The sequence below is a fragment of the Bacillus sp. EB106-08-02-XG196 genome, from assembly GCF_013396335.1.
Taxonomy (GTDB): domain Bacteria; phylum Bacillota; class Bacilli; order Bacillales; family Cytobacillaceae; genus Neobacillus.
Map to the genome: position 1 here is coordinate 122192 of NZ_JABWSY010000018.1, position 12620 is coordinate 134811.

Here is a 12620-nt window from a genome sequence, read left to right on the forward strand (position 1 = left end):
CATGACTCTTAAATTCATCAAGCTTGACTGAAGTCACCTCAGGTTCGGACACCATGACTCTTAAATTCATCAAGCTTGTCTGAAGTCGCCTCAGGTTCGGACACCATGACTCTTAAATTCATCAAGCTTGACTGAAGTCACCTCAGGTTCGGACACCATGACTCTTAAATTCATCGAACTTGTCCGAAGTAGCGATTAATTTAGAGTAATTTGTACAGAAAGCAACAAAGTTTACGAAAAGAGGTTTTTTTTTTACCATTTAAACGAAGAGAACCTAAATAACACTTGATAATCGAACTGATGTTCGATTATAATAATTGGAGTATAAGGTAAATATTATTGTAATTACTAAAGGAGACTAAAAAATGATTAAACCCTATTTAATGTTTAACAGAGAATGCGATGAAGCTTTTAAATGGTATCAAAAAGCTTTTGATGGAGAGATCATTACTATTCAAAAATATGGGGATATGCCCCCAAGCCCTGATTTTCCTATTGCTGAAAGCGATAAAGACCTTGTTTTACATGTTGAAATGAAAATAACTGAAACGGGATATATTCTGGGCTCCGACTATAGACAAGATTTACAGGATGCTGGAAAAGTGTGTATTAGTATAGAGCTTAATTCTGAGGAAAATGCAATTAGAGCTTGGAATGTACTAAAAGAAGACGGAAACACTCTACATGATCTTCAACCAACATTCTTCGCTAAACTTCATGGTTCGGTGAAGGACAAATTTGGAGTAATCTGGATGTTTACTGTTAGTTAGAAATAATCAAGAGGCTTCCCAATCACTTGGGAAGCCCTAAATTATTTGTCTTTGATTTTGAGAAGTCTTAAACCATTTAATGTGACAATCAGCGTAGCACCCATATCTGCAAATATAGCAATCCAGAGTGTGAGCCAGCCAGGTATGACTAATAGCAATGCAACAAGCTTAATTCCTAAAGAGAATGTAATATTTTGCTTAATGATATTCAAGGCTTTTCGACTTAGTCTTAACGTAAATGGAAGCTTACCTAAGTCATCGGCCATTAAAGCAATATCGGCCGTTTCAAGTGCAGTATCCGTCCCTGCCCCGCCCATCGCAATTCCAACAGTGGAAGCAGCCAATGCTGGTGCATCATTAACTCCGTCTCCAACCATCGCTACACGATCATATTTTTTTCTTAATTCTTTAATGAAGGCTAATTTGTCCTGCGGCAGCAATTCTGCTTTAATATTTGAGACCCCTACTTCACTTCCAATTGCGTTTGCAGTCCCAGTATTATCACCTGTTAACATAATGGTTTCTTGAATACCTAATGAGTGTAGTTTCTTTATGACGGATTTACTGTTTCCTCTTACTTCATCTGCAACCGCCAAGAGAGCTAAGATTTCTGTTTCAGTGCCAACAACCATGACCGTCTTGCCTTTATTTTGAAGGTCGGAAATGGTCTTTTTCAAATACGGTGGAATTCCATCTAGTAAGATTTCATCAAATAACTTTGGACTTCCTACAAAATACATTTTTCCTTTGACCTTACCTTTTATCCCTTTACCAGTTATTGAGGAGAATTCTTCTATAGCAAGTTCTGGGTAAGGCAGATTTTCTTGTTCTGCTTTCTTGATGATTGCTGAAGCTAATGGATGTTGAGAACCGTTTTCTAAAGCTGCAATAATGGTTAAAACTTCACTAGCATCTGTATTCTGCTGGGGGAGATAATCAGTAACAACTGGAATTCCTTCCGTTAGCGTTCCTGTTTTATCAAAGGCAATGGCTCTGATTGCTCCCATTTCTTCTAAATGAATCCCGCCTTTAATCAGAACACCATTTCGAGCAGCATTTCCAATTGCCGTTACAATAGCAACAGGGGTGGATATAACTAATGCACAGGGACAGCCGACCACAAGAGCGGCTAAACCTTGATAAATCCATTTATCCCATTCACCACTAAAGAATAACGGTGGAACCACAGCGACACCTAATGCGACTAGCATAATAATTGGTGTGTAATACTTAGCAAAGCGATCAACAAATGCCTGAGATGGTGCCCTTTCCGCTTGGGCTTCCTCAACGAGATGAATAATCTTCGCAATCGTTGTGTCATCAGCATGTTTGGTTACTTTAACTTCAAGTAACCCTTCCGAATTTAGCGTTCCAGCGAAGACCTCATCATCTATTGATTTTGCAACTGGGACAGATTCACCAGTGATGGCGGCCTGATTTACTGCAGATAATCCCTTAACTACAATCCCGTCCATGGCAATTTTTTGTCCAGGTTTTACAATTAGAGTGTCACCAATTTGAATGTCTTCCACTTCAACCGTGAGCTCTTTATTTCCTCTTCGAATGAATGCTTCCTTTGGAGCGATATCCATTAAGGATCGGATCGATTGCCGTGCCTTATCCATTGAATACGATTCAAGTGCTTCACTTATTGCAAATAGGATAACAACGGTAGCTCCTTCACCCCATTCTCCAATAAATGCAGCACCTATGACAGCGATGGTCATTAAGGTTTTCATATCAAATTCCAATTGGAATAAGTTCTTAATCCCTGTTTTAAATAACCGATAACCGCCAATTAAAATAGACACACCATACGCTAAAATCGAAGGGATGCTCTCTTCCCCATTCATTTGTCCTGAAAACCATCCAATCAGTAAGAATACGAATGAAACGATGACAGTTGAATGTTTTTGTATAAACGGTATTCTCTTCTCTACTACTTTTTGTTTCTCTGGAACAACCTTTATATTTTCAAAGGCTCCTGCTTTTTCTATTTCCTCTATGGTGGTAAGTCCATAAACGGTTAATTTTGCTGCACCAAAGTTTACATTTGCATCTGAAACACCATCCAGGTGTTTTACGTTCTTTTCGAACTTAGTGGCACAGCCTGCTCAGGTGAATCCTTGGACACGATAAACCGTTTTTTCATTTCCTTTTTCTAACGCATTACTCATGATTCCCACCTCATTCAAACGTTCATTTGATTATTATTATATACAATTTTGATGAAAACGGTCAAACAATTGTTTGAATGATCTCATAAAATAATCTGAAATTAATGGAAACAACCGAGGCATTCTTTGAGATTTTGTAGAATATTCAAAGGCAATTTTAGAAAAACTAGATGTATATGGAGGTGAATAAAATGAAAAAACTGCTCTATAGTTTAATATGTATTGCTTTTATAGGCTTTCTTACAGCTTGTGGAGGCGGTGATGAGGAAACAGAACAAGATACAACACCTACTGAGGAACAGGATGGCGATGAACAGGAACAAACAGCTGATGCAGGTAATGGAGAGGCTCTATTTCAACAAAGTTGTTCTTCTTGTCATGGTGGAGATTTAAAAAGTGGAGGAGCTCCGGATCTTGATAAAATCGGCTCACAATACTCCAAAGATGAAATTTTAGATATTATTGAAAATGGTAAAGGCGGTATGCCTGGAGGACTCCTTAAGGGCGACGACGCAGCTGCAGTTGCTTCATGGCTTGCAGAAAAAAAATAAAGCAGGAAAAAACCAGAATGGAAATTCCAATCTGGTTTTTTTGAGCGAATAACGATAAGAGCAATTATTTGAATGATAAAATAGTTTACACTACAATAAAGTAGTTAATCACAATAAAATTTGGTAAGGAGAAAAATATGAAATTTAAATTAATGGTCTTGGCCCTCATTTCTATTCTACTTATTACAGCGTGTGGACAAAAGACACTTAACGAGCCCATCACATTACATAACCAGGATCAAGAGGAAGTAACGTTTCCCTTAACTAAACCAACAGTATTCTTTTTTATCACTTCCTACACCTGAGGACTCTGCCACCAGCAACTAGTTCAGTTGCATGAAAATATCGGTAAATTAGAAGGCATGGATGTAGAAATGTATGTACTTAGCAAAGATTTACCCGAGGAACAACTTCAATTATACAAAGAATTAGAAAGTAGTTATGGTAAGAGCCTCCCCTTTGTTTCTGATCCTGATTTAGAATTAATCGATTTCATGGGTATGAAAAATGGTGATGTAGCATATAGAGGCTATGGGATGCTTGATCAAGATGGAAAGGTCGTTTTTAAAAGCGTGAACGATCACTGGGGAGAGGAAATTGAGAAAACAGTTGAAGAAATTAAAAATGAATATAATAAACTAAAATAAACAACATGTGGCCACAATCAACTAGATTGTGGCCGCATGTTGTTTTTAAAGAAAAAATTTGAGTAGATATATCTAATTTCCCTTATAGCAATAAAAAATGCGAAGTCCTTGTAGATTCCGCATTAACATTATTTAAAAACGAGTGGTTTGATCGTTTGGTTATCTCCTATTAAAGTGATTTCACTAAATGGTGTTGAAGATCCTACTTTTACATTTGCCGAAATTACGCTCCCGCTTCCAACGACTGAGCGGTAGATCTCAGCATTTTCACCAATAATCGTGTTAGGTAAAATAACGGAATCCTTAATGATTGCCCCATGGCCTACTGTCACACCGTAAAACAGCACAGAATTTTCAACCTTTCCATAAACCTTGCAGCCTTCATTTATGATGGATTGGTGTAGGGAAGCATTTCCATCCAAATACATAGGTGGATGGCTCATTCCGTTCGTATAAATAATCCATTCTTCATTTTTAAGTATCGGGTTAGTGTTTACCGATAAAAGGTCCATGTGTGCTTCCCAAAAGCTTTGGACTGTTCCAACATCCTTCCAATACCCATTGAATTGATAGGCATGTAAGTGGCAGTTATCCTGAAGCATAGAAGGAATAACATCCTTGCCGAAATCTTTTGTAGAAAATGGATTGTTTTCTTCTTTTTCTAAAAATTTTTTTAAAATTGACCAATTAAATAAATATATCCCCATTGATGCTAAATTAGACTTTGGATAAATGGGCTTTTCCTCAAACTCGATAATCCGATTTGTCTCAGGATCAATATTCATGATTCCGAATCTGCTGGCTTCACTCCATGGGACTTTAATGACTGAAATGGTGGCATCCGCTCCAGATCGCTTATGCTCTTCTACCATTTGACTGTAATCCATTTTATAAATGTGATCACCAGAAAGAATGAGTACAAATTCTGGGTTTTGATTTTCAATATAGCGGAGGTTTTCAAAAACGGCATGTGCGGTACCTTCATAGCCGCTATCTTCATTAGCATATTGATTAGGCTGCAGTATAGCAACACCGCCAATTTTTCGATTAAGGCCCCATTTTTCACCATCCGCAATATAATTCTTTAGGGTTTCTTGTTTGTATTGTGTAAGGATTCCAACTGTATCAATGCTAGAGTTTTTACAATTACTTAGTGCAAAATCAATAATTCGATATTTACCTCCAAAGGGGACAGCTGGCTTTGCTAAATTCTGAGTTAATTCCTTTAGCCTTGTTCCCTTCCCTCCTGCCAACAACATGGCAACACATTGTTTTCTTGTCATGGGGTTCCCTCCTTTTTATAAAACAATTTCCGTTATGTAATCCTTACTTGCCCTCATTGTAGCACCTGTGTTAAATAGAAAATATCTATAAATTGCGACCGGTTAATCATTTATTCGACGTTATTTCTTTTATCAATCAAAAATAAACAAGAAATAGTAATGGACAAGCAACAAATACAAACGGTTTATGTCGAATGTGAACGATGTAATAATTGAAAAATATGAAAATTGTGTGAATGGATTTTCTCGCAAAAAAACACGCTGATTTTGTATCAATCAGCGTGTTTTTATATATTTTAATGTCCGATAGCCTTTTCAAGATTACCTGGCTTATTATGAACTGCTAACTTTTCTATCAATTTATTACTCTCTTTATTTAGACCAATTAACTGAACTTTAATGCCATTCTGATGGTATTTTATGATTACTTTATCAATGGCCCCTACAGCCGAATCATCCCATAAATGAGCTTGAGTTAAATCTATTGTTACTTCTTTTACATTCTCATTGTAATTAAAACTTTCAACAAATTCTGTTACAGATGCAAAAAATAATTGACCTGAGACAGTGTAGACTTTTTTATGTGAACCTTTTGAAGCTAATGTGGTTACTTTTACTTTTGAAATCTTCGAAGCGAAGAAAATGGCACTTAATAAAATTCCTACCAGAACACCTTTTGATAAATCATGTGTCACAAGAACCGTCCCTACGGTCGCAATCATAACTATTGTGTCAGAGATTGGAGTCTTGCGGATGTTTTTTAAGGCTCCCCAATCAAATGTGCCGATGGAAACCATGAACATCACACCAACTAATGCTGCCATTGGAATTTGAACCAGGAAATCATTTAAAAGTATGATTAAGACCATTAAAAAGACACCAGCTACTAACGCAGATAACCTGCCTCTACCTCCAGATTTCACATTAATAACAGATTGTCCAATCATGGCACAGCCAGCCATACCGCCGAAAAATCCGGAAACAATATTTGCGATTCCCTGCCCTCTTGCTTCCTTGTTCTTATCACTTGTTGTATCCGTCATATCATCTACAATCGAAGCTGTTAATAAGGATTCCACTAACCCAACAATTGCAATGGATAGTGAATAAGGGAAAATGATTTTTAATGTTTCAAAAGTAAACGGAATATCAGGTATTAAGAAAAATGGCAGAGTCTGCGTTAATTCGCCCATATCACCAATCGTACGTACTCCACTGCCAGTCAATACTGCAATTACGGTAATAGTGATAATCGCTACTAATGGAGATGGAACCACCTTGGTAAAACGTGGAAAGATATAAATGATGGCTAAGGCTCCGGCTACCATCGCATACATTGCCCAAGATTCTCCGACAAAGTGTGTTAATTGTGCAGAAAAAATTAAGATTGCGAGCGCGTTAACGAATCCAATCATAACGGAACGCGGTACAAACTTCATTAACCTTCCTAATTTGAGAACACCCATTACGATTTGAATTACGCCCGTTAGGATAGTTGCAGCAAGCAGGTATTGCAACCCGTAATCTGCAACTAACGTCACCATTACCAAAGCAGTCGCACCCGTTGCAGCGGAAATCATCCCCGGTCTTCCTCCTACAAACGCGATGACAACAGCAATACAGAATGATGCATATAATCCGACCATTGGGTCAACTCCGGCAATCAATGAGAATGCAATCGCTTCTGGAATTAATGCCATTGCCACGACGATTCCAGATAGTACATCACCTTTGATGTTTCCGAACCATTGATCTTTAAGTGTGTTACTTTTCATGAAGCACCTCTTTTCAATTCTTTATTTTTTGTTGACTTTCAACTCTCATGAAAGTCAGGGCCGTTGTGAACAAATCACAGTATAAATGATTGTGACAAATTTGTGAAATAGAATGTAAACGCACACATTAATCTTTTCTTCTGTTTTACTCTCCTTTTCTCTAGTTTTCTACCTGAATCAGTGAAAAATAAAAAAACAGAAGGGTCTTAAATACCCTTCTGTCTTCTCTATTCAAGCTCATTTTTTAATACCTCATTTAAGTCTGTCCAATCTACTATTCGGGGATAGTGTAAATGTCGATTATATGACTGGTCCCTAACAAAAACTTTTAAGGAATCATGTGAAAGAGTATCTAAGACCTCAGCTTTATCATCAAAGTAATAATCTAGCTCTAATTCTTTGATTATTTGAACCTTTTCGTGATCCAGCATTCCATAATAAAAACGGTCATCCCGAACAGGGAAACCCTGTTCTATCATCCATTTTTTCGTCCGTTCTCCATGTTCTTTTGGCCTTGCTGTTATGTAATAAATCTCATGCCCTTTTTCCTCTAATTCTTTTAATGTTTCAACCGCACTTGGAAAAGGAGGGCAGTCCGTATAATAAATCTCCTCTAAAGAAGATTTCCACATTTCACTACCTTCTATATCACTTAATCCAAAGGGCTCGTGGATTTCAACTCTTTTTAGCTCATGGAATATTTCGGAAGGTACGTTTTTATTTAACCTTTTATTGTAGATCGTAAATGCATGTTCTCTCAGGTTGATTAAAGTATCATCAATATCAAAACCAAATTTCATATCAAAGCTCCTCGTGAGAGTATATCGGATATCCGGTAAATTTATAATCGCTGCCGATTTGCTGTAAAGATAGATTAGATAAATTTACAGCGTCTTTCATTTTATCGAACCCTGTCCCAGCTAAGAAGGATGGAGCATTGTGACCGCCAATTATTTTTGGAGCCACATACAAGACTACTTTATCAATTAATTTTTTTTCTAAGAAGGACCAGTTGATCGTTCCTCCTCCTTCAATTAGAACGGAAGAGACTAATTTTTCACCTAATATTTGAAGGACTTCCCCTGGATTAACATTTTTTGAACCTGTGGTTTGAAATACCGTTACCCCAGAGTTCTCGAGAATATTTCGCTTTTCTTTGTTAAAATTCTCGCTTGTAAATATCCATGTTTCAGCCAGGTTATCTGTAATCACCTTCGATTCCAAAGGGATCCTTAAAGTTGAATCCAAAACGATTCGAATAGGATTACGGCCATTCGGTATCCGGGTGGTTAGCTCTGGGTTATCTTTTATGACCGTGTTAACGCCAACAAGGATGCCCATGTTTTCATTTCTAAGATGATGGACATCTCTTCGGGCTTCCTCAGAAGTAATCCATTTACTATCAAAGGAATGCGTGGCAATTTTCCCATCAAGGGTGATTCCTGCTTTCAATGTAACAAATGGTGTTTTCTCGACAATAAATTTATTGAAAACTTCATTCATCCTTTGTGAATCTTCTTGAAGGACACCTACAATAACTTCGATTCCGGCATCCTTTAAGATTTTCACACCATTTCCTGAAACAACCGGATTTGGATCAAGGGTTGCAATCACAACCTTTTTAATTCCTGCTTCTACAATCGCTACAGCACAAGGACCTGTCCTTCCGTGGTGGGAACAGGGTTCCAGTGTCACATAAATGGTACCGCCTTTTGCTTTTTCGCCAGCCATCCGAATTGCGTGGATCTCAGCATGCGGCTCTCCTGCCTTCAAGTGAGCACCTATTCCTACAACAGAGTTATCATTGACAATAACCGAACCTACCAATGGATTCGGGTCCGTTTGGCCTTTCATCGCCTGCGCATTTTTTATGGCCAAATCCATATAAAATTCATGATTAGTCATTTGGATAAATCCTTTCATCTTCTTCTAGATGACCTGACTTTTTTATTTTTGTCTGTAAATATTTCTCATTATATTCAGAAATATCTCCCCATAAAGGCTGACGACCTGAAACCTCTAAACCAGCTTCTTTTAATGCATTTAATTTTTTTGGGTTGTTTGTCATTAAGGTTACTGGTCTTTGACGAATAGCCTTTAGAACTTGAATGGCGTCACTGTAATTTCTTGAGTCATCAACAAATCCAAGTCCTTCATTCGCCTCTACTGTGTCATATCCGTTTTCTTGTAACACATAGGCCATTGCTTTACTAAATAAGCCGATACCTCTTCCCTCGTGGTTAGCTAAATAGAACAATGCACCTGTTCCATGTTCCTGAATCATTTTCATCGATTGTTTAAGCTGGTAGCCGCAATCACAGCGCTTACTGCCAAAAATATCACCTGTGTGACAAATGGAATGCATACGAATAATCGCATCCTCACCATATTCAAAGTCACCATATACTAAGACACTTGACTGTTGAAATTCAGCTAAGTTGGAAGATGATAATTTATCGATAATCCTTTCGAAGTCCTCTGTAACCTCATTACAATTTAACCAGCAGTACCATTTGAACTCCACTGTTTCTCCGTATAAATTAACAGGAAGCTTTATAGGTCCAACTAAATAAATTGCACCTTTATTCGTTTTAATTAATTGGATTTTATCTTCTAATACTGAAAGTACCTTAGAATCCAGACTTTGTTTCATTTATTGATCCCCTTTTTTTATTAGTTTGTCATATTCATTTTTATTTCATGCTTATCCTCGAGCACGATATGTTTAACTTTCTTCATAACCCTAAAGAGGGAGCAATCTAACGAGCTCCCTAATAACTCCTATTTTATTATCAATCCTAATAATCGTGCAAATCCTAAGGCTTGGTGTGCTGTAACCTCACAGCCAGCTATATCTTTTAAAGAAACATTTATTTGATCAAAGGTACAGGTACTTAAATCAATCCCCTTCAAAGGAGTTTGTTCAAAATTGGCCTCATTTAAATCACATTCTTTAAATGCCACCTTATTAAAATTGGATTCATAATAGTCAGCATTGCGAAGTAAACAAGAATCAAAACGTACCTGCTTTAGTTTGGAATACCCAAACGAAATCAAATTTGCATTGCAATTTTGAAACAAAACATTTCCGAGTGAGGCATCGGAAAGATTAAGTCCAAGGATTTTAGAATCTTTAAATTCAACACGATGAATACTTCCATCACTAAAATCTGTATTGGATAAATCACAGTGGTCAAAAATAACGTCTGTTAATTCGATACCTTTAAAAGAAACATCTATAAAAGTGACATTTTTAAAAATGACTTGTTCAAACCGTATTCTATGTATTTCTTCACTCTTAATGGAACAATCACTTATGATACTCATTTCATAATAAGGCTCTTCCATTGGTTGAAAACTTGTTGTTGTTAAACCATCTGGTATTTTGGGTTGTTGAATTTTAAAAGTGTTTGCCATTTTAAAACCATCCTTACCAATAATCTAATAGAAAAGACCTTTGTAAAAACAAAGGTCTGCATAAGTATTATTCACCTAAATCGACATTGTGATAAATTCGTTGAACATCTTCAAGATCTTCCAAAACATCGATCATTTTTTCGAATTTTGCTTGTGCATCCTCAGGAAGAGTCACTTCGTTCTGTGCCAGCATTGTTAATTCTGCGACAGAGAATTCAGTGATTCCCACATTTTTAAATGCTTCCTGCACAGCATGGAACTGTTCTGGTTCAGCATAAACGATAACGGATTCATCTTCTTCTAAGATGTCACGAACGTCAACATCCGCTTCCATCAAGATTTCAAGAACTTCATCGGCTGTTTTTCCTTCAAGACCAATAACCGCTGTAGCATCAAACATATAAGCAACAGAGCCGCTGACTCCCATGTTTCCGCCATTCTTACCAAATGCAGCACGAACGTCAGATGCTGTACGGTTCACGTTATTGGTTAAAGCGTCAACGATAACCATTGAACCATTAGGACCGAAACCTTCATAACGAAGCTCAGAGTAGCTTTCTTCTGAACCGCCTTTAGCTTTGTCGATCGCACGGTCAATAATATGTCTTGGTACATTGTACGTTTTAGCACGTTCTAATACAAATTTTAAAGCTTGATTGGATTCAGGGTTCGGTTCACCCCTTCTAGCTGCTACATAAATTTCAACGCCAAATTTTGCATAAATACGACTTGTATTTGCATCCTTTGAGGCTTTCTTTTCTTTAATATTGTTCCATTTACGGCCCATAATGTCCACTCACTTTCAATATTGACTCTACATAAAAATAGTAATAGAAATAGATTGCATCTTCAACCATTTTCTAAAATCATAGGTTATTGCAAATAATATTATACCGTATTTGGACCATTTGTTAAGTAGTAATAAGCATACTTTATAATTGTAACGATAAAAAAGTCAGGAAATTCGTTCCTGACTTTTTTAGGATAATTTTAGTTTTGTGATAAATTTGATTTCATTTTGAAACTTTTCTAGGATTTCTTCAAAGGAGGAATTGATTAATAGAGGGAAAAGATTTTCGAGTGCTTCATGATAATTTTGTCCTAATGCTTCCCGTAAAAGAACATATTCGTGAAAAAGTAATGCTTTCTCAAAATCAATTCCAAGCTCGTATAAGCCACGAAACAAAGTCTCTTTTGGAATTAGTTTAATCTTTTTATAGATTTTTTCATTTTTTTCAATAAATTTTTCTTCTAAATAACGTGTTACATAATCTCTGTATACCATCTGCCCAATATCATTTGTTTCTTTTTTAGTGTAATTAAAGCCAATGACACGACCTTCCTTATTTTCACGAATAATAAAGGTTTTATTGCCTTTTAAATGCTGAATGAAATTCTTTACACCTTTATCAAAAATTTTGTTAAATTGGATGATTTGATGGAGTTTGACAGCAAAATCTGTATTTTCTTCACCGATAACAAATAATCTGTCCACAATAGGCAGAAGTTTTAATACTCCTTCAGAAAGCTGACTCGAAGCATCATAGATAATAATATCGAACTCTTTCTTCATTTTCTTTACGATTCGTTTTTGTTCTGTAAGTGTCAATTTAGAAAAATCATGGATTACCTCGTCAGAAAGACCTTCTTTTTCTAATGTCCCATATGAAATAAATGCAGCTGCTAAATCAGTATTCATTTTAAGCCAATGATAAATGGATAAGGATAATTCCGTAACACCTGATTTCGCCTTTGGTGAATAAAAGCCAACCAAATACATGTTACTCACCTGCCTTTTATTACTATAGTATTTAATTAAGGTTATAAAGGTTAAAGACAAACTCCTGCGTCGTCAATTTTTTTGAAAAAAGGCTCTTAATGAAGATTTAAATTCAAAAAAAGAATGACATCATATGGATGTCATCCAGGCTGTCGAGAAACTCTCGACAGCCTTTTATTTTTTCATAAACTTTAATGATTCACCGCGTTAATTTGATATA

Annotated in this window: 12 protein-coding genes and 1 pseudogene; 4 read left to right on the forward strand and 9 right to left on the reverse strand. The window is 36.5% G+C overall.

Features of this window, described 5'->3' with window-relative positions; genetic code table 11:
* Window positions 1-365 precede the first annotated feature (365 nt).
* Window positions 366-770, forward strand: coding sequence for a VOC family protein (locus MLOOGBEN_RS24165; RefSeq protein ID WP_179160839.1), 405 nt, complete (start codon window positions 366-368; stop codon window positions 768-770).
* A gap of 41 nt (window positions 771-811) precedes the next feature.
* On the opposite strand, the gene MLOOGBEN_RS24170 is transcribed toward MLOOGBEN_RS24165, so the two are convergent.
* Window positions 812-2947 carry a heavy metal translocating P-type ATPase gene (locus MLOOGBEN_RS24170; protein ID WP_179160840.1) on the reverse strand — a complete coding sequence of 712 codons (2136 nt, stop codon included), beginning with the start codon at window positions 2945-2947 and terminating at the stop codon, window positions 812-814.
* 191 nt (window positions 2948-3138) lie between these two features.
* Between MLOOGBEN_RS24170 and cccB the strand changes: the two genes are divergently transcribed.
* The 3 genes and pseudogenes from cccB to MLOOGBEN_RS24185 form a co-directional block, all read left to right on the forward strand.
* The gene (cccB, locus tag MLOOGBEN_RS24175; protein WP_179160841.1) at window positions 3139-3498 is read left to right on the forward strand and encodes a cytochrome c551; all 360 of its coding nucleotides are present in this window, start codon (window positions 3139-3141) and stop codon (window positions 3496-3498) included.
* A gap of 137 nt (window positions 3499-3635) precedes the next feature.
* Window positions 3636-3803 (forward strand): lipoprotein, encoded by a 168-nt coding sequence (locus MLOOGBEN_RS24180; RefSeq protein WP_179160842.1) that lies wholly within the window; start codon window positions 3636-3638, stop codon window positions 3801-3803.
* Window positions 3804-3821: 18 nt separating this feature from the next.
* Window positions 3822-4145 (forward strand): annotated as a pseudogene (locus MLOOGBEN_RS24185) (thioredoxin domain-containing protein); the annotation flags it as partial.
* A gap of 128 nt (window positions 4146-4273) precedes the next feature.
* Here MLOOGBEN_RS24185 and MLOOGBEN_RS24190 read toward each other — a convergent pair.
* The 8 genes from MLOOGBEN_RS24190 to MLOOGBEN_RS24225 form a co-directional block, all read right to left on the reverse strand.
* Entirely contained in the window at window positions 4274-5428 is a 1155-nt protein-coding gene (locus MLOOGBEN_RS24190) for a glucose-1-phosphate adenylyltransferase (protein ID WP_179160844.1), read from the reverse strand.
* Window positions 5429-5724: 296 nt separating this feature from the next.
* Window positions 5725-7203 carry a SulP family inorganic anion transporter gene (locus MLOOGBEN_RS24195; protein WP_179160845.1) on the reverse strand — a complete coding sequence of 493 codons (1479 nt, stop codon included), beginning with the start codon at window positions 7201-7203 and terminating at the stop codon, window positions 5725-5727.
* A 227-nt stretch (window positions 7204-7430) separates the two neighbouring features.
* Complete coding sequence (locus MLOOGBEN_RS24200; RefSeq protein WP_179160846.1) at window positions 7431-8003, reverse strand: 5' nucleotidase, NT5C type; 573 nt, start codon at window positions 8001-8003, stop codon at window positions 7431-7433.
* A gap of 1 nt (window position 8004) precedes the next feature.
* Complete coding sequence (gene ribD, locus MLOOGBEN_RS24205) at window positions 8005-9108, reverse strand: bifunctional diaminohydroxyphosphoribosylaminopyrimidine deaminase/5-amino-6-(5-phosphoribosylamino)uracil reductase RibD (protein ID WP_179160847.1); 1104 nt, start codon at window positions 9106-9108, stop codon at window positions 8005-8007.
* A complete protein-coding gene (locus MLOOGBEN_RS24210; protein WP_179160848.1) occupies window positions 9101-9856 on the reverse strand; it encodes a GTP cyclohydrolase II in 756 nt (251 codons plus the stop codon). The genes ribD and MLOOGBEN_RS24210 overlap by 8 nt, the downstream gene beginning before the upstream one ends.
* Before the next feature lie 128 nt (window positions 9857-9984).
* Window positions 9985-10620 carry a pentapeptide repeat-containing protein gene (locus MLOOGBEN_RS24215; protein WP_179160849.1) on the reverse strand — a complete coding sequence of 212 codons (636 nt, stop codon included), beginning with the start codon at window positions 10618-10620 and terminating at the stop codon, window positions 9985-9987.
* A 67-nt stretch (window positions 10621-10687) separates the two neighbouring features.
* A complete protein-coding gene (locus tag MLOOGBEN_RS24220; protein ID WP_179160850.1) occupies window positions 10688-11407 on the reverse strand; it encodes a YebC/PmpR family DNA-binding transcriptional regulator in 720 nt (239 codons plus the stop codon).
* Between the two features lie 192 nt (window positions 11408-11599).
* Window positions 11600-12400: a hypothetical protein gene (locus tag MLOOGBEN_RS24225; RefSeq protein WP_179160851.1), complete on the reverse strand. Its 801-nt coding sequence runs from the start codon at window positions 12398-12400 to the stop codon at window positions 11600-11602.
* Window positions 12401-12620: the final 220 nt, after the last annotated feature.